Below are 24196 nucleotides of genomic sequence, written 5' to 3' on the forward strand. Positions count from 1 at the left end.
TCACTTGCCGTGTCCCGATTCTTCCTGGCACATTTCGTTTCAATCCCTAATAGGGATTTTGATAAATTGCAATCTATTTCTGGATAGCCCCAACGATAATGAAATAGGTGCAGTTTCAATCCCTAATAGGGATTTTGATAAATTGCAATTTTACCCAACTGGAGAATTCTTAGAGAAAATCAATGTTTCAATCCCTAATAGGGATTTTGATAAATTGCAATCAACGATTACCCAGGTATGGACTTATGGCTTGAGGTTTCAATCCCTAATAGGGATTTTGATAAATTGCAATTCTTGAGCAACGGCAGGAAACGAGAAAACAACGGCGTTTCAATCCCTAATAGGGATTTTGATAAATTGCAATAATTTGGTAGACAAGTTGAAGGCTCTACAAGTGTTCGTTTCAATCCCTAATAGGGATTTTGATAAATTGCAATGACATTTTACCAGGGATGAGTTTATAAAACTTGTTTCAATCCCTAATAGGGATTTTGATAAATTGCAAGCTGAGGTCTAAAAGCCTTGCTGTATTTGGTTTTCAAGGTGCAGTTGCGCGAACAGGTAAATCATAACACAGGGAATAGTAATAGCACAAGATGCAAATTGCTGAAAGCCAGTACCCATAAGGTGCGCGGATGGTTTAAAAGTGCTTTTGCTCTGAAAGCCTTGTATAGATTGAGCAGCAGCCATTTTTTGCCCCTTCTGATTTTGTACACCCACCCATCCGCGCATCAGGCAAGAAAATTAGTCTGATAGGCGATCGCTAACTCAATTAATAAAATAAGCGATCGCCCAATAGAAGGTAAAGTAATTGTCGCAGGGGACAGTGGCGATCGCTACCTCAATTAATAAAATAAGCGATCGCCTAATACTTGCACACCTTAACTTACCAAATCAGGGAATACCTCTTGCACAGCCGGATGCACTAAGCGATGATTCTGCACATTCACACCCTTAGCTAAGGCTGGGTTAACTTCCAAAGCCATAATTCCCAAATTCGCCAACTGGACAATATAAGGTAATGTACTGTTATTGAGTGCCTGAGTTGCTGTCCAAGGTACTGCTCCTGGCATATTGGGAACGCCATAATGCACCACGCCCTCTTCAACGTATACCGGATTTGTATGAGATGTGGCGCGTAAGGTTTCGATACAACCACCTTGATCAACGGCTACATCAACTATTACCGAACCAGGACGCATTTGTTTAACCAATTCGCGCGATACTAATGTTGGCGCTCTACGTCCTAACACTAAAACTGCACCGATGAGCAAATCGGCTTCAATCACTGCGGCTTCAATATGAGCAGAGTTGCTGTAAAGTAATTCAACTCTAGAGCCAAAGAGGGTTTCTAGGTAAGATAAGCGATCGACACTCACATCTAAAATCTGCACGATCGCACCCACGCCCACCGCAATTTTAGCCGCTTCTGTACCCACAGCGCCGCCACCTAAAATTACTACTTTACCAGGCTTGACTCCAGGGACACCGCCTAAAAGTAATCCTCTACCACCTTGCTGACGTTCTAGGAATCTCGCCCCAAATTGTACCGCTAGCCGACCAGCAATTACGCTCATGGGGGTGAGCAAAGGGAGTTTGTTAGCACCAGGTTGTTCTACAGTTTCGTAGGCGATCGCAGTTGTGCCACAATCAATTAAATGCTCTGTCAATTTGCGATCGGCGGCTAAATGTAAATAAGTAAATAATATCTGCCCTTTCTGCAAAAATTTATACTCAGATATCAAAGGCTCTTTGACTTTCACCACCAATTCCCGATTCCAAGCTGTCTCTGATGTGGGGACAATCTCGGCTCCAGCACTTTTATAGTCATCATCTGAAAATCCAGCACCATTACCTGCTTGTGTCTCGACGAAGATGCTATGACCATTTTCTCGCAGCACCCGCACACTAGAAGGACTTAACCCGACACGAAATTCTTGATCCTTATTTTCCTTCGGAACCCCGATTTCCATATATCGCCTCTGATAATTTTTTTGTTTAACTCTAGCCTGGGAATCTCAAGCTTGCTACTGATCTATTGGAGATAGCTGTATTACAGATAGCTAATCTCTGTTCTAAGTTTCTCAATTTAATCTGAGTAGCCCCAAACTCAAGCCCTTGACTATTACCCCAGTGTTTATACAATATATAAAGAATAGTAACAATTTATTAAAAGAGTGATTGTATAGCTCCCTACTAGGAAGCTTTTGCTGAATTGATCGAGTCATTCTTGGCATTCAAGCACTGCAATTAGCTCATAAATTGGCAAGTGTAGGGTAAAGGTTAAGGGAAAAACAACCAGTTAATTCCTTTAACCTTTGCCGCTTATACCTGATAACTGCTGTGAAGTCTCATATCAACTCCCGTTTGCCGAAAAAAGGTTTCTAAAAAAAATGACACAAACACAACCAACAATTACACCTAAACTAGAGGAGCCAAAGTTTGGCTTTAATGAGTATGCAGAACGCTTAAATGGTCGAGCGGCAATGATTGGCTTTGCTTTGATGCTGGTGATTGAATATGTCACCAATCAAGGAGTGCTATCATGGCTGGGTCTGAAGTAGTACCACCAACTAGCAGAAAATGCAAGTTGTCAGCTAGTAATTAAAAGAGTTTCAACCAGATGGAACAACCCAGTTGGTTTTGACTTAGACAATTAATAGCGAAGTAAGTAGTTGCACAAAAATATTTACAGTCATTGCGAGCGGAGCGTCTCCAAGAGTTGCGATCGCAAGGGTTGGGATTGCTTCATTAGGATTTGCTTCATTCGCAATGACATTGTGTAATTAATTCTGTCCAAGTACTTACTTAACCCTAGATACTCTAAATTAGACTTATTCGTAAATTATTGCCCTAGAATGTAAGCAAGAGAGGAATGAAAATACCTATTAGTGATTGAAATATCATAGACTTGCAACTAATATATGTAAGCCAATTAGTGAGTGTAATTCCTCCCCAACTAACAAAAATCATAATTTAGTGTCTGCCTTGGATGAGAAAGGCAAATTACGGGTGATGTATTCTTGATAAATATATACAAAAGCTGAACTGGAACCAACCAAGCTGTGATGAATGCTGTATTACCTCGTTTTTTGAAGTCAACCTACCGAAAAGAGCCACTAATCAGTATATTGGTGACGATGGGCGCTATGGATGCCCTGATTGGTGGATTGAATGATAGCTGGTCGTTGTTCGCTTTTGGTTTGGGAACAACAGGCGTAGCGCTAGCCTTTAAATTGTGGCGTTTCCAGCAGCGCCGGTCTTTACCAGAGGAACCTGTAGTGCAACATTATTTGCCTTCTCGTTCTTCTAGTGCGCCTTTACCAATGTTAAGCGTTTCTAAGAAAAAACCACCTCTTTAAGAGTCTTGAGTTAGGAGAGACGCGATTAATGGCGTCTGTACAAGAGTTGTGAGTTATTAATTCATAACTCTACAGGATTTATTTGTATATAAAAAGTGAGGAAAAAGTGTGAGTAGTGAGGGAAGAGGTGGGGGTAATTTTTTACGGCCGAATATTATCCTGGCATTTATGGCAGCTATCGCCCTCCCAGTAATTACCTGGGGAGGGTTTTACGTTCGTAAAGCTCATGCTGCCGTTGAAGTAACACAAAATTCCCAAACTACTAACAGCTTTGCAAACGCCCAACTACTTTACACACTCAAAGGACATGACGGAACTGTTAAATCCCTTGCTTTCACTCCAGATAGCAGAATTCTGGTGAGTGGAGGTGCAGAAAACGAGGGTGTTATTCGCCTTTGGAATCTAACAAATGGCAAAAAGTTGGGGGATATTAACAAAGCACACAAAGCGGCTGTAGAGTCTTTAGTGATTTCACCAGATGGACAAACCCTCGCTAGTTGTAGTGATGACAACACGATTAACCTCTGGAGCCTGAAAAATTTGAAATTTAGCCGCTCTTTTGTCGGACATACCAGTAATGTATTATCTTTAGCGGTGTCTCCTGATAGTAAAATTCTGATTAGTGGAGCTTTGGATGGGATTCGTCTATGGGATTTACTACAGCAGCGTCCTCTAGGGACTCTAGTAAGCTTTGATAATTTGATTTATACCCTAGCCATTAGCCCTGATGGACAGACTTTAGCTAGTGGTGATAATAAGGGTGTAATCAAGCTGTGGAATTTGAGTACTGGTAAATTAATCAGTGAATTTGTAGCTCATTCTAATTCCGTTAGCGCTGTAGTCTTTACACCAGATGGAGAAACATTAGTTAGTGCAAGCCGCGATCGCACAGTCAAATTGTGGAATATTAATACTGGAGAATTAGTCCGCACCCTCACAGGACATAATAACTGGGTAAATGCGATCGCCATTAACCCCGACGGACAAACCCTTGCTAGTGCCGGTAAAGATGGGATTAAGTTGTGGAACTTAACTACAGGTGAGTTAATAAATACACTGAGTGGACATACAGACTGGGTAAGCGCGATCGCTTTTAGTCCAAATGGTAAAATTCTTGCCAGTGGTGGATTTGACAAACAAATCAAGATTTGGGGAACTCCACAAAAACGTCATTAGGACTTACGCAAAACTACACACAGTAGGGGAAATTAATGTAGATGCATACTCCTACCTAAAAATCATTGGCGAAGATATTGCAAGCATTTACTATGTTTGCTAAACTTTGGTCTTGCCTTTTTAGAGTTTTTATAGTAGAAAATCAACCAAAGCTCAGATTAGATTTTGCCAGAACTACCCAAAATCAACGATCGTAGCAACCAAAAGCGATGTCTACGACGGGCTATTTGGTGTCCCCAATTGTTGCACAACTGTGAATACTTGATGAAAATACAGCCAAGTTAATATCTTATCTAGAAATTACTGTAAGTATAAACATAGGCAATTCCCAATCATCTATGCAGCTACTTGCCCTCTAGACTCGGAACAATTTCTCAAATTAGACAATCTTAGAAATGGTTATCGTCGGTAAATGCACTCAGGTAAAAATCACCATCTTGGCTGAAGCAAAGGTTTGTAGCGCTGAAGCGCTATTTTAAACGTAGGAGAACTTGCTACTTAAATGATGTTTAATTTTCCCGAACTGCTTTTGATCCCCATTTCGATAGAATGACTAGGCAGAACTCTAAAACTAAAAACCGCTTTTGACTGCGACGCTCATGAATCAATTGAACAATGGTTTTACGCTATTTTTAAGTCTGCTAGTCGAGGCGATGCCTTTTTTACTTATTGGGGTTTTATTCTCCAGTTTGCTGCTGTTTTTTGTTGATGAGCGCAAATTAGTAGAAAAAATGCCCAAAAATCCGCTCTTAGGTGCTTTAGTTGGCAGCATGATTGGCTTTTTATTTCCGGTGTGTGAGTGCGGGAATGTACCGGTAGCGCGGCGGTTCCTAATTCAGGGAGTACCTACACCAGTCGCAATTGGTTTTTTGCTAGCAGCACCAACAATTAACCCAATTGTAATTTGGTCAACTTGGACAGCATTTCGAGATCAGCCAGAAATAGTTGTCTTACGAGTTGTATTTTCCCTAGCAATTGCCACAATTGTTGGTTTTGTTTTCAGTTTTCAAAAGGACTTAAATCCGATAATCCAACCTGCGATCGCGCGGTATATGAAGTTTAACCCGCCCGCGCAGGCTGAAACCAAACGCCGTGGTAAGCGTTACCAAGTAGAACAGCAAGAAGCGATACCCAATATCTTGCAATCGGGGACTTATATCTTAGGAGGAAAAGCAGGTATACCTCTGCGGATAGATGCTAATTTAGCACAGGAGAACACCTCAGTTGCTAATACCAATAAACCCCTTGCAGATAAACTGCGGCTAGTGGTAGATAATAGCATCCAAGAATTCCGGGAATTGGGTGGAGTAATGATTTTAGGAAGTGCGATCGCTGCTGCTATTCAAATCCTAGCCCCCCGTGAAATGATCTTGACTCTGGGTGCTGGGCCGATTAGCTCGATTGTGGTCATGCTGATCTTAGCAGTGGTGGTATCAATTTGTTCTACAGTCGATTCTTTCTTTGCCCTGTCTTTTGCCTCAACCTTTAGCAGTGGTTCTTTGTTAGCATTTCTAGTATTTGGCCCAATGATTGACATCAAAGGCATTGGTTTGATGTTATCCATTTTTAAACCCAAAACTGTTTTTTACTTATTTGCTTTAGCAGCACAATTAACATTTGTGTTAACTCTTTTCATGAACTTGCATGTCCTTTAAAAAAATGACTAATGACTAATGACTAATGACCAATGACTAATAAAAATCCCAAATCTAATCTGTTCCTCCCTTGGCTGGATGCCCTAGCGATTACGGCTTGGGGTCTTTTGATGTTGAAATATTGGCTAACTAATAAGCTGAACCTGTTGATTCACCCCAATTACATTTTGTTTGTAGTTGTGACTGGTATCAGCTTGATTATTATTGGTTTATTCAAAATGCAGGAACTTTGGCTACGCCGTCGCCGTGATGTTATGCCAAATGCCCAGCACATTAGTTTATTTCCCCCTGGTTGGGGCAGTTCTTTGTTATTGATTGCAGCGATTCTAGGTTTCATGTTTACACCGCAAGTTTTTGCTAGTGACAAAGCACTGCAAAGGGGCGTAACAGCTGATTTACTGGGAACTACACGCGTCAAACCCCAAGCTTTTCGGGCTACTGTTCGTCCAGAAGAGCGATCGCTTGTAGACTGGGTACGCACTGTTAATGTCTATCCAGAGCCAGATACATATACAGGGCAAAAAGTCAAGGTGCAGGGATTTGTTATTCACCCGTCAGATATAGGAAAAGAATATTTGTTCTTAGCCCGATTTGTCTTAACTTGTTGTGCAGCAGATGCTTACCCTGTAGGATTACCCGTCAAACTCCCAAACGATCAAGAAACTTATTCCGCTGATATCTGGCTGGAAGTAGAAGGACAAATGGTGACAGAAAATTTGGCAGGTAAACGCCAACTTACTATTGCCGCTACCTCTCTCAAAAAGATTCCTCAACCCCAAAATCCATATAGTTATTAGTCAATGCTCAATGCCCAATGTTTAAGAAGAAATGATTAAATCTAAAGCATTTATTCAACCACTAGATCGGATAGCGATCGCACTGATGCTAATGCTGAGTGTGCTAATTGGGTTAATCATATTGCAAGGTGATGTGGTAACTGCTCGTGTGCGGGACTTTACCTGGCAAAACCAACAGATTGGGGCGGAAGATAACTCCTTCACCCTCACCTTCAGCCGCCCAATGGAAATAAAAACCGTAGAGGATAACTTGAAAATCGATCCACCCCTAGCAGGTAAATTCAGTTGGGCTGGGCGGCGGATGGTTTATACACTGCTAACACCCGCACCTTATGGCACGAATTATAAAGTGCAGTTACAGGGAGCCAAAGATAAGTTTGCAGAGCAAGAAGGCAACAATCGAACGAACCAGCCTTTTACAGGGAATTTCCGCACACGCGATCGCGTCATTCTTTACATAGGAACCGATAAAGAAGAACAGGGACGATTAGTTCTTTATAACTTAACCCAAGAGCAAAAAAGGATACTTACCCCCAAAGACTTGATAGCAATGGACTTTGAGTCATTTCCAGATGGGGAGAAAATTTTATTTTCGGCTCGCGCCAGCAAAAACCAAGACTTACTTTCAGCCCAGCTGTACACAGTCACAACAGGCGTTTCTAGTAAATCTGGACAACAAGCAGAACCAGTAGGCAAAGTTGACCTAGTTTTAGATAGTAAAGATTATGAAAACCTGAAATTTGACTTATCACCTGATGGGCAAACTATTGTCATCCAGAGGGGAAACAAAACTAATCCCGGCGACTTTGGACTGTGGTTTATGCCCGCAACCAGCGACGATAATTCAGCAGAAAAACCCACCCCTAAACGTCTAAAAAGTCAACCGGGGGGAGACTTTATGATCACACCAGATAGTAAAGCCGTAGCAGTTGCCCAAGGTCAAGGAGCAGCAATATTACCACTGCAAGGTGATGCCACAAAACCCCTAGATTTTCTACCGCAGTTCGGTTTGGTACAGGCTTTCTCTAAAGATGGTTCTCAAGCAGCGATGGTCAAATTTAATACAGATTACACGCGAGATTTGTTTTTAGTGACAAACCAAGGTGTGCAGAAACAATTATTAAAAACAACAGGCTCAATTCTCAGCTGCCAATTTGACATCGCCTCACCAACCCTTTACTGCTTGCTAACACAGCTAATATCTAAAGAACAATACATAGAACAGCCTTATGTAGTGGCAATTGATCTAAAAACTGGTAAACAGAAACCCTTGCTAGTATTGCCTCCCGCTCAACGGAATGTGCAAATGAGTTTATCTTCTGACGGTTTGGGCTTGTTATTTGACCAAGTAGTACCGCAGACAAACCCCCCAGCATCATTACCGCCAAATACTTTAAAAACTGATGATGGAGATGCGATCGCTACCAGTAGCCTGTGGTTAATGCCTCTGTTACCCATTGCTGATGCTGCAACTGTTGAAATTAGACCAGAACAACTACCCTTAGCCGGATTTCATCCACGTTGGCTACCTTGAGCGAATAATTCTAAGTCCATTTCAGAAGGTCAGTTAAGGTATCGCCACCAAAACTTGAGTAGAACCTAATGGAGTTCAGTTCCATCCTTACGGAGCAGATAGCGATCGCTAATCAACTTCAAGACTACTCTACCTATTTCTGGATGCGTTTTCTCAATGACCGGTTGCACAACAACGCCTTCCATGATGCAATTGGGACTAACTACACTATTGGCATTATTGAACTGAGACACCGCTTCCCAAGTGTAAGCACCGATATAAAGCACGGGCACTTTCGGCAAAGCAAATTCATTGCAAAAAGCCACAAAATCGCTGTAATTGAGAAAATAACTACCGCGACGCACAGCAAATATAGCAATTCCAATATTGCCATTATTCAAGCCATATTTGATATCTTGTACGCCGTAGATTTCGCCAAAAATCTGAGTTCCTGGCGGAAGTTTCTGTAAAGCTTCGTTTTCGTTGTAAGCACGAATATAAACTAATTTTTTGTTTACTTCGCTGTTTTTCCAGAAGTAATTATGGCTGCCAATTTTAGTTGTGCCATCAGCATCAACTAAAACAGAGAAGTTCGTTCCGTGCAACTTCTCTGTTACAACAACTTCTTCACCTTCAATTAGGATGTTTTTGTAACGTTTAAGGTTTTCTGGACTGGGGAATTTGTAATGTCCAATAAAACTTTCTACTTCCCCGCTCATCCCTTGAGGAATTGGATATTCGTACTTTGTGACACCAAAATACTCCGTGTAGTCGTCTCCGACATTTCCCATAAAGTTATTACCAACGGGAATAAGCAAACCCTCAGAAAAAATTCCGCAAAGTTTGGCAGCACGCAGTTTTTTCGAGTAGTAGTTACGAATACCAAACCGATCTAAAAAGTTTTCTGGAATAACACTATCAATCGGAAAGTAAAAACCTAAATCACCAGGCTGAAAGTTTCCTTTGACTATAATTACTTGATACCCCATATCTTCAATAGAGGCAATATCTAGTCTATCAGCATTAGGATGAGGATTAATACTGTTGATTTTAACAACTTCAACTTTAAAAATACTTATAGCTCACCTCTTTTGAAAAAATAGATTTTAGAAAAACTCTAAATTTAGTACACAGTATGGGCGTACAGTTAGCATCCGTGTCAAAATCAGGCTGAAATCCTTTGAAAATTTAGACTTTGGCTCTCTTTTAGTGGCGTGAGATTACGAATTAGTAACTATTTGTTGATAATTTATCCAAGCTTCCCAAAAAAGATATATTGATAGTGTACCCAAGAAGATGCGAAGCACTAAATTCACAGTCGAATCTGGCAGTTTTGGCAATGTGCGAGTACTCATCTGAACGCCTAAAAGACCTCCGCATCCCAAAACTATACCTTGAAAAAACAGAATATTTCCCTCTAGAGCGTGTCCTGTACAGGCAGCTAAGGCAGTAATAACAATCACACCTAAACTAGTCTGAATTGCGACTTTAATTTCTTCTTTTAGTAGTAACATTTGTAGTGGCACCATAATTGTACCGCCACCTAAGCCAAATAAACCTGCTAAAATCCCTGCTGCTCCCCCAGTACCAATTTTAGAAACCAATGAGTTAAATACTGGCTCTGTATTCTCTTTCTCTTTTAAAATTAGTTGTTTACGAAGCTCAATCAAATAGATATTAGCGAGTAGTATGATGCCAAATGTAAAGAGTATTATATAGGATGGAATTTTGTTGGCGAAATATACACCTATTCCAGTAGTTAAAAAAGCTGGAATTCCTAAATAAATTACTCGTTTAAAGTCAAAGTAGCCCATCCACCAATTTTGTAAGCTTCCAGAAATTGAAGTAATCACGATCGCAAGGCTACTAGTAGCGATCGCCTGAACGGGAGTATAACCTAGTGTGACTAAAAGAGGAATTGTAATGATACCACCACCTATTCCTAAAAGTCCAGCTATAACTCCAGATATTAGACCTCCAGCTACTAAAATTAACCAACTAAAATCAATCATAAATTAGGTATTTTTTTTCTAGGGGGCATTGGGCATTTCTTGTACAGACGCGATTAATCGCGTCTCCTAACATCCCTCATCCCCGTACTGTCACCGGATGACTAACAACGCCTCCGTAGAGCAATCCAAAATCATTCCACGGAACTGTAATAGGTTGTGTGTTACCTAAATTGTCAGTAGCAATAGCTCGGAGAAAATATTCACCAGGAACTGGGTTCCATTCGATGTCCCACCGTGTCCATGCAAATGGAAAGTTTGGTTCTCTAAGTCGGGCATATTGCCAAGTTTTACCGCCATCTAGACTGACTTCTACACGGGTAATTTTTCCTTTCCCAGACCAAGAACGTCCACGTAGTAAGTGAGTTTGAGCCGAAAGTGTAGCGGGCCAAGCTAACTCAAAAGCGCTCTTAACATTTTGATAGGTAATCAGCTTACCTTTATATGGTGCGATCGCTGGGTAATCAGCACCAACCAGTACCATCTGCTCTGTTACCCACTGGGTATATATCGGCGTTTCAGAAACTTCAATCCGCTCAATCCATTTAACGTTGGCGTTTCCTCCCCAACCAGGGAATAGGGCACGGCATGGCTGGCCATGATCTGGAGGTAATGGTTCTCCGTTCATTGCATAGACAACGAGGGAGTTATCTGCAAGTGCTTTGGCAATGGGAACTACATTGTTGAACTTGGATTTATTTGTGTCCTTTGAGTCCAGCGAATCAAAATCTGCACCCTCAACGAGTACATCTTTCGCTGTAGATTTCAATCCAGCCCGCTCTAATAATATGCTCATTGGTACACCCGTCCACTCAGCCACACCAATGGCTCCAAGCCTCCACCGAGTTCCAGATAGTGGTGTGTTGTAAGCCTCTTCAAAGAAGCGCCGACCATTAGCAGCACACTCTATGGCACAGGTGACTGAGATGGATGGCATAGCGATGATTTCATCGTAAGTAAATTCGCAAGGCACAGAAACCCCAGTTCCATGAATTTGCAAACGCCATGTAGATGGGTCAAAGGTTGGAGGTGTACTGCGGTTGTGAACATAAAACCAATCGTTTGGTACTAAATAACCACGCCCATACATCGCTTCCCAGTTCATTTCTAACGTGCCTTTGCCATGAGAGATATACCCAGGTGGCAATGGCTTAAGTATTTTACTAGCTTTGGTTTTAACACCTGCCTGACTGTGAGCAGGTGCAGGTTTAGCTAATCCTCCAATGGCTGTTGCACCAACCATCGTGGCTAGTATTTTCAGAAACCGCTGGCGCGACATACCTGCATCTGTGCTTTTTTGCCAGATGCACTCATCAACCCGTGCCTGTAGATAATCCTCCTGGTCAAAGAGGTTTTTATCGCTCAACCTATTACTCCTTGTAATTCTATTCTCAGGTAGGGGCAATTCATGAATTGCCCCTACGCATCTGGTTTTGCGTAAGTCCTAGAATTAATAACTAATGCCCCATGCCCCAAAAATTAGCTGTTTGTCGCTGTCCAAACACCAGTTATTTCATCTTGTATGTAGTTGGGCAAATAGTAGTCAAATCCGTTTTTAGCTATTTGTGCGATCGCATCAATAAACCGATCGCAGTCTTCTAATGTATTATATACTGCAAAGCTGGCGCGGATAATACTAGGAATGTTGCGCGTAATTCCCCTGTCTACTTCTTGAGCAATTTCGTAGTCTCGCTCATCCGAAATATTCTTGAGTTTGCGAATATATTCATAAGTGCAGAAAGCCCCAGCCCTGACCCCAATTCCGTATTCTTGTGCCAAAATTTCTGCTACTAAGCGTCCATCAAACCCATCAATATCAAAGGGAATAACATGGGCTAAATTATCTCCTGGGATATGTAATTTAACTCCAGGAATCAGCCTAAGCCGTGTATATGTGAATTCAACTAGAGAGTGTTCATACTGAGCAATGCGATCGCGCCCTAGTGTTTCGATAATATCAATTGCCTTGGCAATGGCGATCGCCCCCATTGCGTTTGGTGTCCCAGGGTCATGGGCCCGTTCTGTATAAAAACGCTTGATCTCTAGATTTCTGGTGATATAAGGCAGGTTCCCACCACCAATTTGATAAGGGTAAGAACTATCAAAAAATTCCTTTGGCCCAAGCAAAACACCAGTTCCATAAGGTGCATACATCTTGTGTCCAGAGAAAGCCACAAAATCTAAATGACATGGGTCATCATCAGCACGCATATCTACTCGCTCATGCTGAATTAACTGACACACATCGGCAAAAATCTTCGCACCATACCGATGTGCTAAAGATGCGATTTCGTAAATTGGGGGTCTGTAACCTGTAATTGTTGAAGCACCTGTAATAGTTACTAACTTAATTTGCTCGGCTTCAGGAAGATTTTGGTGTGCCTTGAAAATTTCTTCTATTTCTGCAACACTTACACTTCCGTCCGGTTGGGTTCTGTACTGCACAACTTCGTCTCTAGTAACCCAAGGGAGTAAGTTTGATGAATGCTCAATATCAGAAACTAAGATTTTTCCAGGTTTTTTTGCCCAAAGTGTAGCGGCTCCATTAATTGCTTCTGTTGTATTCTTCGCAAAGATGACATAGTTGTTTAAAGATGACCCCACAAAGTCCCGAATAACGTTCCGGCTAGCGTCATATTCTCGTGTTGTGATGATGGATTTTTGCCCAGAACCTCTATGCACGCTGCCATAAGTGTCAAGCATATCATCCACATGCTGCTTAAGGGTTGCAAAGGGAGTAGTTGTAGCTCCATTATCCAAGTTGACGTATGTAACATAGTTTCCCTTAAGAGTCTTTACCCGAAAAGATAGAGACTCATCTGTAAATAACGGTCTAATTTCTTTCTCCCAAAAACTATCAAAATTTTCTGCAACTAGCGGTAATTGGACAGCTTCTTGCTTTATATTTACACCCGTTAAAAGTATGTCGGTCATCTTTAGCACCCCTATTTTAAACTTAGAATTTTTGGAAAAGCCTAGCTACCACAACGCTTTTTCTAACTTAATCTCACATTCATTGGTAGTAATTACGGTCTTTATAATTACTTTATAGCTAGTAGAAAACTCGGTTACTCCAATTATTCTTTAATAAATGAATTAAAAAGTGTATCCGTACTAACACTTGAATAAAACAATCTAACTGTTAATTATATTGCAATGTAGCAAATACTCGTAAGTAATTAAGTATACTTTAAACAATTTTCTTGTAGTCATTAAACAAACTTGACGTATTGAAGGCAAGTTGAGAGAAAAAGCCTCTCACTAACTAAGCCTGAAATTGCTTGCTAGGAGTGTATTTACTAAGAAAAAAGCCCATATTAATTTGAGATTATTCTTTAAGAAAGTTTTATAATTCACTTGGGTTAGTTATTACATCTTCAATAATTTTTTATACGTATTTATTCGGATAAGTCATGACTTCATAACATTGTGGTTCTAGCATCAGCCCTTAGCTGTTTGCTGACATTAAATAGCGATCGCTCAAAATAACAGAATTATCATCGAATAGTAGATACTTGTACTGACATCGATCCTCAGTAACAAACAAGTCAGTATAAAAACGTATTGAAGAACACATTTTAATTTTATATCTTAAGACGGATGCGCTTCTAAAAAATAAAGTATATGTTTAGTCAGTTTTTTCATATAAAAACTTCCATAAAACAGAGGTACTACTTTTATTAGTCTTCCCCGTTCCCCTGCCCCTTCTTGACGGGGAAGAGCATCATAGTGTTATAACGGCATCAGTCTAGATCCAAAATGGGGAACACCAATTGATGATTAATTGCTGGTGCCTGGAGAGAGTTAAACTTAGCTTCTAGAGCAAACCCTGATTAGACAAAGTTGATAAGCAATGCTAATGCCAGCACTGCTGATATTTTTAGGCAGGTGGGTCAAGAGTGATGAATGAAGCTGACACCTCAAACAAGGGGGCTGTGATGGAATCCCTAAATTCTGCTAATTCGCCACAATCGGAGCAGGCGAGTTGTCCCTTTTACTCAGTTGTGCCTAATGACAGTATGGCAGTTAAACAACTGCCACTCCTCATGCCAGCTGAAGATAGACAATTTTCAAAAGATACCACCCAGCAGGACTGGGTTGCAGAGCCGGAAATCGGCAAGCAAGCACTTATTGACTCAGAGTTTCAGAACCTGCTGGCATTGAACGAAGAATTGCGTGCGGCTAACAATAACTTGTATGAACAAGTGGAGCAGCTAAAAGACAACCTAGCTGAGTCTGAAAAGGTTTTGCAGTGGCAGAAAACGCGCTCTAGCGTTACTGAGTCAATGCTCAACCAACATACTCAAGAACTGGCTGCGGCTCAAGAACAAATAAAATCTCTATTTCAACAATTAGAAACCGCTGTACAAACTATTCAACGTCAAGAAATTTTCACTGATAGTTATAAAGCCCAGCTACAAATTAGCCAACAACGCCTTGCCCAGCTAGAGCGAGAATGTACGTTGTTACACACTAATAACAACGAACAGTCTGAGCAGTTATTGCAGTCTGAAACTGTTTGTCGGGAGTTACGTACTAGACTGATGCGACAACAACGCCAAACGCTGCAATTTAAAGCGGCTTTAGAAAAGTGTTTAGATACATCGGTTCCTAGTTATGACTCCTTAGAAGATACTGCAAAACATCCTAAAGATATAACTAGCGGACAAGGAAGATTTTCTAGAAAAGCTCGGTCTTTGTTTCCTAACGCCCAGCCGATTCAACCTTGGTCAGCAGAATCAGAATCTTTGACTGAAAATGGAGATGATTCTTGGGGCGAACCCTCAGCACCAATCCCATTCCAAAGAAATGAACCGACTCCACCGCCCTCATCTCCTTGGAACTGGTCGGTTAAGCAAAATACCCCAAAGCCAGCAGAACCTCCTATCCCCTCTCCAAAAATTGACGATTCCCCAAATACACCAGAAGCTGTTTCAACTCCGGGATCGTCCAATTTAGATCAGCAATTGGATAGTCTAATCCAAATGTTTTTCACCTCCCAGACTGAATCTGCATCACCACCGCCTACTGCAAAAACAGATGTGGATGGTAATAATGCCCCTATCTGGGAGACTTTGGCAACAATATTAGAAGACGACGAAGATACAGAAAATCTACGGGAGAATCAGTTAGAGGCAAAAATCAATCCTCCTGCAACTACCTCTAATTCTTGGACGGCGGATTCTGTACTTTCACCAGCCAATGACGACTTAATAGTTTCCGCTACTTCCTTGCACACTGAGCCGCCTGTGGGAGAAACTGACGATTACTGGTCAGAAGTTTCTCAATTGTCACAGTTGAAATTGTCAGAAAATGATGTTTCCCCAGAGTCTTTAGGTGATAACACCAGTGAAGTTAATTCACCTTCACCTGTGGTTTATCCACAGCGTCCACCAAAGGGGCGTAAGTCATTGGCATCTGTGGAACTACCGAATTTTCGCCCCAAAGGTCAATAGTAAAGAGAGACGCGATTCATCGCGTCTGAATGCCCCATGCCCCATACCCAATCACTAATTGAGAATTCTTGCTTCTGATTTCGGAATTATGGCTTCTGGGTTGGCTTTTGCTACTTGAGAGCGCGATCGCGGTTTGCCTGTGGCGATCGCATAATTAATCGCTAGCAGCCACAGCCACAAGCCCGGATTTCGGGGTTCTAGCCAAAAACCTACGCGGTTCAAAAAGCGCCCGAACCACGGATTTAGCAAAGCGCTAATTAGAGCATGACGACCGAAGTTGAAATAACTACCAAGCCATCGCATTAAATCTCTAGGCCCAGCAAGTTCCCAAATCCATAAAAGTAAGGCGGGATTTTTCCTAGCTGCTTTCAGTGCTAGGCGGTTAAAGGTTAACCAATCACACCGATCTTTGATGAAGTTATCTGCTACTTCTTGGGGTTCGTCTGCTAACAATCCAAAGAAGGTGTTAAGCATGGAGTTAATGCGCTGGGGTGGTAAGAATTTCCCAGTGGGTACCATCATTCCTTTAGAAAATAGCCAAGTCACTGAAACGTTGCTTTGGTAGGCGCGAATCCGGTTCAAGTGGCGGAAACTCAACAAGTCATGTTTGAGAGCAGTATCTAACAGGGTTGTTAAGCGCTCTAAGTTGCGAACTAGGGAACCAAAACCGGTGAATACCAGGGGAGACTGGAGTGATGCGGCATCACCGATCGCAATTAATCGATCGAAGGCAACTGTGCGATCGCTACTTCCGACACTAAAATGACCCGGTATATAGCCAAACGTCGGCTTCTTCCACACCAATTTTTCCATATCGCACCTGCGATACTCTGGCAAAATCGTGAAAAAGTCCTCGTACATCTCTAGCAAGGAACCGGGATTTTCAGCATTGACTTCGTGGTAATGAAATAAATAAATCGTCAGTTCATCATCTGCTGCGGGAAACAGTTCCCAAATTAACTGCCTTCCCCGTGAAATATCCCCATGACTGTAAAGCACGTCCCCATATTGAGAATCCCATACCCCTGGCTCAAATCCGCTCTCAATTACCGCTCCCACTGTCGGACATACACTATCAAAGGCCCGACCACCATTTAACTGCCAAGCGATGGGTGACGCAGTTCCCATTGCATCTATTAGCAGTCGTCCACTTACTTGTTTTTCAACCTGACTAGGTAAGTGCTTGACTTGCAATATAACTTGTGATATATCAATATCTGCACGCATAAATTCTGTTTCATCCCAGATTTCGCCGCCTGCCGCTTGCAGCTTTTGCCCACACATAAGGAGCCATTTTTCGGAATCTAAGCCTAAATTTAGGACTGTGGGTGTGTGCAGAACGGGCGATCGCAGTTTGGATGGATTGTTCGCATCAAAAAACTTATTGAATCCATCTTTGTATTCTCTAGCAATGATGGTTTCTAACTCTGTGGGGGTGACTAAACCCAGGTTAACCAAGCTTTGAATCTCATCGCGGGAAATATTCCATTCTCGGTTCATCCGGCCAAAGGGCATTCGTTCCACCAGCAGGACTTTATATCCTAGTTTTGCCATCAGTGCTGCATGAATCGCGCCTAGTGCGCCGCCGATGTAAATGATGTCGTAAGTGGGGGATGAGGGAGATATTATTTTTCTATCTCCCGCTGCTCCCCTCATCCCCTGCGAAAAGACGACTTGACGCGGCTGCTGCGGATTTCGTACTCCTTCGCGCCATCGTTGTTCCCACCAGTAGGCACGGGTTAGATCGTATTCACCATTAGGCATTTTCTGAAAATACTTGACGGTGAGGGGATAAGCAGACCCTAGCGCAGCAAAAATCGATTCCTGGGATAAATCAATCGCTGGTGGTTCTGGGTAATGATGCCTAAAACGGTTTCTGATTTCTTTGGTCAGGTGTTGCAGAATTTTTCCCTCATTGGGAAAGGGTTTTTCTGCCCAACGAAACACTTTTAAATATGTAGTTCGTTGTACTGACCAGACAAATACTGAAAGTTCCGCATGTAAGTTTTCGGAAAAAGTCGCCCCTGCCTCTGTATTAGCACTGGGTATTTTGAGGCGAAAGCCTTCCGAAGTTAGCATTTTTTCTCCATTTCCAGGTTCAAAATCTGTTTGTAGCCAGCTACGCACAGTTTCTATTTCTGGAGTTGGGACTTCTAAATAAAGGATTTCTCTCATCGTTTCCTGACATCTCCGAGCAATCTACTCACTAAGACAGATTTTATGAAAGCACAAAGTAAGGTAAACTCCGCGCTATTAGTTTGGTAAAGATTCAGTAAAGAAAATTTAAAAGTTTGTTGAATTTATTGTTCATTTTGTATTTCTGTAAACCTACGCCATGAATTATCCCATTCCAGACAGTCCCCAGGAAATTATTGCTCTGCGACAACAGCCGATTGACGAAGAACTTGTTGCTGCTGCGATCGCTGGAGTTATTAAAATTGTCCGCGCTCAGGGTCAATCTTTGGAAGAATTAACCGCTCAGTTGCTAGCAGACGATCCACTGCTAGATCGGGAACAACGTCGCTGGTTGAGCCAATTAGTTGCCCAATCGTGGGAAAAGTTTTCCTAAAACCCTGCATAAGATGAATTTTTTGTCACAGTATTAGATTTCTAGGTCTGCACCTAAATATTGGAATATTGGCGATGCCTACGGCGGGCTGCGCCTACGCATTTTAGGTATAGGAGTAACAATAGTTTTCAGTATAGGATTGGCAATTGGCTTACTATTTTGGCATTCATGGCACAGAAGCCACTAAATTAACCATATCAGCGTTTTACGTTGCTAATTGAATTTTAAATTTTACAACGTTCTGAAAGCCAAAGAACTCTGCTTTCTAGTGGAGGTCTTTTTTTGGGTTCATCCTTATGCTTTTGATTGCCGCCTCGAAACCTTAGCGGAATAAATGTTTTTGGCACATATTGGCACATATAGGAATCCTGACAAAGAGTTTTAGCCTTAACTGGACTTATGGAAAGCGATCGCACTTAAGCGATCGCTTTCCCTTCTCATCGAAAAACGCAAACTTCCCAAACACAAAATATCACTTTTGTCAACTAGAAGCTTTCACTGCCGCCGACCCTTGGGAGTGCAATAACAAACCGTATTCCAAACCTTCCACCACTGCTTGATAGGAAGCCTCCAAAATATTGGTAGAAACCCCTACCGTCGTCCAGCGTTGACGACCATTGCCCGATTCTACCAACACCCGGGTTTTTGCCGCAGTGCCCGTATGTCCGTTGAGAATCCGTACTTTGTAATCTGTCAAATCAAAGGTTGCTATTTGGGGATAAAAATTCACCAAAGCCTTGCGTAAAGCTGCATCCAAAGCGGCAACGGGGCCATTCCCTTCCGCCGCCTCCAGAATATTTTTGCCGTCAACAGCGATTTTGACCGTAGCTAGGGCGTTACTAGTTTCTTTGCCCTCAATCAAATCACAGTGGACTTGAAAACCTTTGACTTCAAAAAACTTCTGGCGATCTCCCAAAGCTTCGTGCATCAGTAGCGCAAAACTGGCCTCTGCGGCTTCAAATTGAAATCCTTCACTCTCCAAATCTTTGAGGCGCTGGAGAATTTGCTTGGCTTCTGCCTTTAGCTGATCGAGGTTAATGCCAAAACTGCGGGCTTTAGCTAAAACATTGCTCAGTCCAGACTGTTCAGAAATCACAATGCGGCGATGATTCCCGACTTGTCCCGGCTGAATGTGTTCGTAAGTTAGGGGATTACGTTCTACAGCTGATACATGAATACCACCCTTGTGGGCAAAAGCCGAAAGTCCCACAAAGGGAGCGTGTTCATCTGGCGCGAGGTTGACGACTTCACTCACAAAACGACTAGCTTCTGTAAGTTGTGTTAGCTGGTCTTCTGTGATACAACTGTAACCCAACTTCAGTTGTAAATTGGGAATTAACGAACAGAGGTTAGCATTACCACAACGTTCACCGTAACCATTAATTGTCCCCTGTACCATCTTTGCCCCTGCCATCACAGCGGCTAAAGCGTTAGCAACCGCCATTTCGGAATCATTATGAGTATGAATGCCAATTTGGGGCATTGACGATTGGGTATGAAGAAAGGACAAGGGAGAGGAGGAAGACGGAGAGACTTGTTCAATAATTCCCCCTGCCCCCTGCTCCATTCCCCCTGCTCCATTCCCCCTGCCCCATTCCCCAGTTACCTTTACCACATCTTGCACAATTTGGCCAATTTCATGAGGTAAAGTGCCGCCATTGGTATCACAGAGGACTAGCCATTCAGCACCAGATGCGATCGCAGCCTCTAATGTCTGTAAAGCATAATCTGGATTGTGCTTGTAACCATCAAACCAATGTTCGGCATCGTAGATAATCCGCCGCCCTTGAGAACGGAGGTACTCAATGGTGTCACGAATCATCGCCAAATTTTCTTCTAATGTCGTCTTGAGGCTAGTTGTGACATGTAAATCCCAAGACTTACCAAAAATCGTTACCCAGCGAGTTCCCGCAGCCAAAATATCCTGTAGCATCGGTTCGGTGGCAGCAGTAGAGTTGGGACGGCGAGTCGAACAAAAAGCCACAATTTCAGCCTGTTTGAGCGGATCTTCTTGGAGTTGCCAGAAAAATTGTACATCCTTGGGATTAGCACCAGGCCAACCGCCTTCAATAAAGGGAATTCCCAGTTGATCGAGTCTCTTGGCAATGCGTAACTTATCTTCTATCGATACAGATAGCCCCTCGCGCTGAGTGCCATCCCGTAATGTAGTGTCATAGAGCCAAAGTTGAGGTGAAGAATTTGTGGTCATAAAACTGGGACCGACGAGACAACTTTCAAGGCAATGTGTCAATATACAACAAAATGCCAGTTTGGCAATTTAAAAATGCCTAAAATACTAGCTCAAGGTAAAACAATTGAGTGCGTAAGCAGAACCAATCTCCGAAAAATTTTGCTGCAAAATAGTATTCACCTCTACAATGACGGTGCTAAGGTAATAAACTGTCGGGGTATTGGCAGTTGCGGAACCTGTGCGGTTAAGGTAGAGGGCGAAGTATCAGCAGCGAATTGGCGCGATCGAGCCAGGCGTTCGCTTCCTCCCCATTCTCCTACAACAGACTTGCGTTTAGCTTGTCAAACTCTGGTTTTAGGCGATGTGAAAGTGACAAAGTTTGATGGATTTTGGGGACAAGGTTCTCGAATAGTGTGGACACCAAAAGGTTAAAAAGGAGTAAGACAAGATGGGTAGATGGACACCCTTAATTTTGATGGCTGGCGGTTTGGCCATTCTGCTTGGTACGTTACTAGGCATAAATTTTCCGATGGGAGTGCAAACCGCTAACGCTCCCTCTGGTAAAGCAGCCAAAGTTCTCCCAGCTAATATCAATGTTAATAGCAGTGCTGGCAGCAAAAATGAAGAAACTGCAACAGAAGGAAATGAAACACCTGAAACAAACGAAAATAGACGCAGTATTGTAGCTCCCAGACCCAACAACAGGAGTAGCGTAGCTCAGAATCCTTCTACTGACTCAACATCACCTTCTGACAGTACAACAGAAAACAATACAGATAGTTCTGCAACCGATACGCCATCTAGCAACACAAACCAAAACAACGAACCAATTCGAGCCTTGTGGTAACGATAATATCCGTCTTTAGTTACGAGTTATAAGTTATAAGTTATGAGTTAATTAGTTATAAGTTATTAGTTATGTACTAATGATAAGTGGCTAATCATAAATAGCTAATGATAAATGACTAATGACTAGTGAGATCGTAATTATTGGTGGCGGTGTTATTGGTTTAGCGATCGCCATTGAACTAAAACTGCGCGGGACAAACGTCACCGTGCTTTGTCGTGACTTCCAGGCTGCTGCTACCCACGCCGCCGCCGGGATGTTAGCACCAGATGCCGAAAAAATCCCCAATGGGGCAATGCGTTCTTTGTGTTGGCGATCGCGTACTTTATATCCCGATTGGACACGTAAACTAGAAGAACTAACCGGCTTAAATACTGGCTACCGTCCCTGTGGTATTCTCGCACCCGTCTTTGAAGAGGCAGGGGGGCAGGGGAGCAGGGAGCAGGGAGCAGGGAGCAAGGGGAAAATTTCTCTCCTCTGCACCCTTCCCCCCGCTCCCCTGCCTCTTCTACTTCATCCCCGGCTTACTGGTTACATAAAGAGGCAATTCATCAATATCAGCCAGGATTGGGAGCAGAGGTAGTTGGTGGCTGGTGGTATCCTGAAGACGCACAAGTTGATAATAAAGCACTAGCACAGGTATTACGGACGGCGGCTGAGTCTGTTGGTGTTGAACTCAGAGACGGGATTACAGTAGAAGCATTTTTACAGCAGCAAGGACAAGTGGTTGGCGTGCAAACCAATGTCGGAATGATTCGCGCCGCGCACTATGTTTTAGCTTCCGGTGCTTGGTCAAATGAGTTATTACCCCTACCTGTGCTACCTCGAAAAGGACAAATGCTGAGTGTGCAAATACCAGAATTTGCGCCAGAATTGCCGTTGAAGCGGGTTTTGTTTGGGCAGAATATTTATATCGTACCAAGACGCGATCGCCTGATTATCGGGGCAACAAGCGAAGACGTTGGCTTTACCCCCAACAACACCCCAGAAGGCATTCAAAAATTATTACAAGCTGCTATCCGCCTGTATCCCCAGTTAAAAGATTATCCCATCCAAGACTTCTGGTGGGGATTTCGCCCAGCTACCCCCGATGAGTTACCCATCCTTGGCACTAGCCACTGTCAAAATTTAACCCTTGCTACAGGTCATTACCGGAATGGGATTCTACTTACACCCGTTACAGCTGCATTGATTGCCGATTTAATCTTAGAACAAAAGCCCGATCCTCTACTTGCTAATTTTCACTATTCGCGCTTCCAATCCAAGGAATCTACCTCTACCCAAATGCTGACTCACTCTGCCAATTTCTCTAACGGTTATCATCCTGTAATATCCCCACTCCCCATTCAAGACTCCCCGCTAATTATTGCTGGCAAAACCTTCCAATCCCGCTTAATGACGGGAACTGGTAAGTATCGCAGCATTGAAGAAATGCAGCAAAGTGTCGCCGCCAGTGATTGCCAAATTGTCACCGTGGCAGTCAGACGGGTACAAACCAAAGCCCCCGGACATGAAGGTTTAGCTGAAGCCTTAGATTGGACAAAAATTTGGATGTTACCCAATACCGCAGGTTGCCAAACTGCTGAAGAGGCGATTCGCGTAGCGCGTTTGGGGCGAGAAATGGCGAAATTGTTAGGGCAGGAAGATAATAATTTTGTCAAGTTAGAAGTAATACCTGACCTTAAGTATTTACTCCCAGATCCAATTGGGACGTTACAAGCCGCAGAACAATTAGTGAAAGAAGGTTTTGTCGTATTGCCTTATATAAACGCTGACCCCATGTTAGCCAAGCGTTTAGAAGAAGTAGGCTGTGCAACGGTAATGCCTTTAGCATCGCCCATTGGCTCTGGACAAGGGCTAAAAACAACCGCTAACATCCAAATTATCATTGAAAATGCAGGTATACCGGTGGTGGTAGATGCTGGTATTGGTTCACCCTCAGAAGCTGCCCAAGCAATGGAATTGGGAGCAGATGTTTTGTTGATTAATAGTGCGATCGCTCTTTCTCCAAACCCAGCAGCAATGGCTCGGGCCATGAACTTAGCAACAGTAGCTGGTCGTCTAGCATACCTTGCCGGCAGAATGCCCATCAAAGATTACGCCAGTCCTAGTTCACCTCTCACTGGGACAATTACTAATTAGGGAATGGGGTATGGGGCATGGTATAGACAGGCAAGGGAGCAGGGAGCAGGGAGCAAGGGAGCAAGGGAGAAGAGTTTTCCCCTCCGCACCCCGCACCCCGTCCCTCTACCTCTTTAATCAATGCCCAATAATGTAACGATTTGTCTAGCAGTTTTAGAGCAGATTTAGCATTTATGTAACATTAAATGAACGATAAAGATAAAGGAATTAATTCATGCCCTATACCAATGAAGAAGGCGGCCTTCTGAATAATTTTGCCCGGGAACCAAAGATTTATCAAGCAGAACCTCCCACAGAAGGGCAAAAACGAACTTATATTTTACTAGGAATTGCCGCTACAGCTTTGGTTGTCGGCTTGATTCTAGTCGCCTTCTTTGTTTCTAAGAGCGCTTAATCATAAAATATTTTCAGAAAATTTCATCTTCTTTATAGTTTTCAGGTTCCTATTTTAAAAGGGGCCTGCTTTTTTATTTTTTGTT

The 24196-nt window shown here is 42.7% G+C and carries 20 protein-coding genes and 1 CRISPR repeat array (1 of these 21 running past the window's edge); of the genes, 13 read left to right on the plus strand and 7 right to left on the minus strand.

The features are described 5' to 3' along the window. A CRISPR array of direct repeats spans positions 1–506; the repeat unit is 37 nt; unit sequence GTTTCAATCCCTAATAGGGATTTTGATAAATTGCAAT; it begins 2704 nt to the left of the window's first position. Between the two features lie 375 nt (positions 507–881). Further along, positions 882–1973, minus strand: coding sequence for an alanine dehydrogenase (ald, locus tag GTQ43_RS22805; RefSeq protein WP_265275015.1), 1092 nt, complete (start codon positions 1971–1973; stop codon positions 882–884). A 420-nt stretch (positions 1974–2393) separates the two neighbouring features. Between ald and GTQ43_RS22810 the strand changes: the two genes are divergently transcribed. The 6 genes from GTQ43_RS22810 to GTQ43_RS22835 all read left to right on the plus strand — a co-directional run bounded on the left by GTQ43_RS22810 (position 2394) and on the right by GTQ43_RS22835 (position 8524). After that, positions 2394–2564, plus strand: a complete 171-nt coding sequence (locus GTQ43_RS22810) for a chlorophyll a/b-binding protein (protein WP_012410338.1) — start codon at positions 2394–2396, stop codon at positions 2562–2564. Between the two features lie 504 nt (positions 2565–3068). Beyond that, positions 3069–3362 (plus strand): hypothetical protein, encoded by a 294-nt coding sequence (locus GTQ43_RS22815; protein WP_265275016.1) that lies wholly within the window; start codon positions 3069–3071, stop codon positions 3360–3362. A 168-nt stretch (positions 3363–3530) separates the two neighbouring features. Continuing rightward, positions 3531–4538, plus strand: a complete 1008-nt coding sequence (locus GTQ43_RS22820) for a WD40 repeat domain-containing protein (RefSeq protein ID WP_414859154.1) — start codon at positions 3531–3533, stop codon at positions 4536–4538. Between the two features lie 599 nt (positions 4539–5137). Beyond that, positions 5138–6193, plus strand: a complete 1056-nt coding sequence (locus GTQ43_RS22825) for a permease (protein WP_265275018.1) — start codon at positions 5138–5140, stop codon at positions 6191–6193. A gap of 32 nt (positions 6194–6225) precedes the next feature. Then, positions 6226–6990: a TIGR03943 family putative permease subunit gene (locus GTQ43_RS22830; RefSeq protein WP_265275019.1), complete on the plus strand. Its 765-nt coding sequence runs from the start codon at positions 6226–6228 to the stop codon at positions 6988–6990. A 31-nt stretch (positions 6991–7021) separates the two neighbouring features. Further along, a complete protein-coding gene (locus GTQ43_RS22835) occupies positions 7022–8524 on the plus strand; it encodes an Ig-like domain-containing protein (RefSeq protein WP_265275020.1) in 1503 nt (500 codons plus the stop codon). A 65-nt stretch (positions 8525–8589) separates the two neighbouring features. Here the strand turns inward: GTQ43_RS22835 and GTQ43_RS22840 are convergent, their stop codons facing one another. The 4 genes from GTQ43_RS22840 to GTQ43_RS22855 all read right to left on the minus strand — a co-directional run bounded on the left by GTQ43_RS22840 (position 8590) and on the right by GTQ43_RS22855 (position 13446). Then, the gene (locus tag GTQ43_RS22840; RefSeq protein WP_265276521.1) at positions 8590–9582 is read right to left on the minus strand and encodes an RNA ligase (ATP); all 993 of its coding nucleotides are present in this window, start codon (positions 9580–9582) and stop codon (positions 8590–8592) included. A gap of 141 nt (positions 9583–9723) precedes the next feature. Beyond that, complete coding sequence (locus GTQ43_RS22845; protein WP_265275022.1) at positions 9724–10515, minus strand: sulfite exporter TauE/SafE family protein; 792 nt, start codon at positions 10513–10515, stop codon at positions 9724–9726. Positions 10516–10591: 76 nt separating this feature from the next. Continuing rightward, entirely contained in the window at positions 10592–11878 is a 1287-nt protein-coding gene (locus tag GTQ43_RS22850; RefSeq protein ID WP_265275023.1) for a sulfite oxidase, read from the minus strand. 113 nt (positions 11879–11991) lie between these two features. After that, positions 11992–13446, minus strand: coding sequence for an aminotransferase class V-fold PLP-dependent enzyme (locus GTQ43_RS22855; RefSeq protein ID WP_265275024.1), 1455 nt, complete (start codon positions 13444–13446; stop codon positions 11992–11994). 968 nt (positions 13447–14414) lie between these two features. Between GTQ43_RS22855 and GTQ43_RS22860 the strand changes: the two genes are divergently transcribed. Further along, positions 14415–15968 (plus strand): hypothetical protein, encoded by a 1554-nt coding sequence (locus GTQ43_RS22860; protein WP_265275025.1) that lies wholly within the window; start codon positions 14415–14417, stop codon positions 15966–15968. Positions 15969–16022: 54 nt separating this feature from the next. Here the strand turns inward: GTQ43_RS22860 and GTQ43_RS22865 are convergent, their stop codons facing one another. Beyond that, positions 16023–18143 (minus strand): NAD(P)/FAD-dependent oxidoreductase, encoded by a 2121-nt coding sequence (locus tag GTQ43_RS22865; RefSeq protein ID WP_265275026.1) that lies wholly within the window; start codon positions 18141–18143, stop codon positions 16023–16025. 160 nt (positions 18144–18303) lie between these two features. On the opposite strand from GTQ43_RS22865, the gene GTQ43_RS22870 reads away from it, so the two are divergent. Then, complete coding sequence (locus GTQ43_RS22870) at positions 18304–18537, plus strand: hypothetical protein (protein ID WP_265275027.1); 234 nt, start codon at positions 18304–18306, stop codon at positions 18535–18537. 481 nt (positions 18538–19018) lie between these two features. On the opposite strand, the gene cimA is transcribed toward GTQ43_RS22870, so the two are convergent. Next, entirely contained in the window at positions 19019–20746 is a 1728-nt protein-coding gene (cimA, locus tag GTQ43_RS22875) for a citramalate synthase (RefSeq protein ID WP_265275028.1), read from the minus strand. Between the two features lie 75 nt (positions 20747–20821). Between cimA and GTQ43_RS22880 the strand changes: the two genes are divergently transcribed. The 5 genes from GTQ43_RS22880 to psb34 all read left to right on the plus strand — a co-directional run bounded on the left by GTQ43_RS22880 (position 20822) and on the right by psb34 (position 24111). Beyond that, the gene (locus GTQ43_RS22880; RefSeq protein ID WP_265275029.1) at positions 20822–21160 is read left to right on the plus strand and encodes a (2Fe-2S)-binding protein; all 339 of its coding nucleotides are present in this window, start codon (positions 20822–20824) and stop codon (positions 21158–21160) included. Positions 21161–21176: 16 nt separating this feature from the next. After that, complete coding sequence (locus tag GTQ43_RS22885) at positions 21177–21575, plus strand: hypothetical protein (RefSeq protein ID WP_265275030.1); 399 nt, start codon at positions 21177–21179, stop codon at positions 21573–21575. A 121-nt stretch (positions 21576–21696) separates the two neighbouring features. Further along, positions 21697–22158: an FAD-dependent oxidoreductase gene (locus GTQ43_RS41830; RefSeq protein ID WP_265275031.1), complete on the plus strand. Its 462-nt coding sequence runs from the start codon at positions 21697–21699 to the stop codon at positions 22156–22158. Then, positions 22143–23717: an FAD-dependent oxidoreductase gene (locus GTQ43_RS41505; RefSeq protein ID WP_414859133.1), complete on the plus strand. Its 1575-nt coding sequence runs from the start codon at positions 22143–22145 to the stop codon at positions 23715–23717. Before GTQ43_RS41830 ends, GTQ43_RS41505 begins: the two co-directional genes overlap by 16 nt. Before the next feature lie 214 nt (positions 23718–23931). After that, the gene (gene psb34 / locus GTQ43_RS22905; RefSeq protein ID WP_265275032.1) at positions 23932–24111 is read left to right on the plus strand and encodes a photosystem II assembly protein Psb34; all 180 of its coding nucleotides are present in this window, start codon (positions 23932–23934) and stop codon (positions 24109–24111) included. Positions 24112–24196 lie beyond the last annotated feature (85 nt).

It is taken from the genome of Nostoc sp. KVJ3 (assembly GCF_026127265.1).
Lineage (GTDB): Bacteria > Cyanobacteriota > Cyanobacteriia > Cyanobacteriales > Nostocaceae > Nostoc.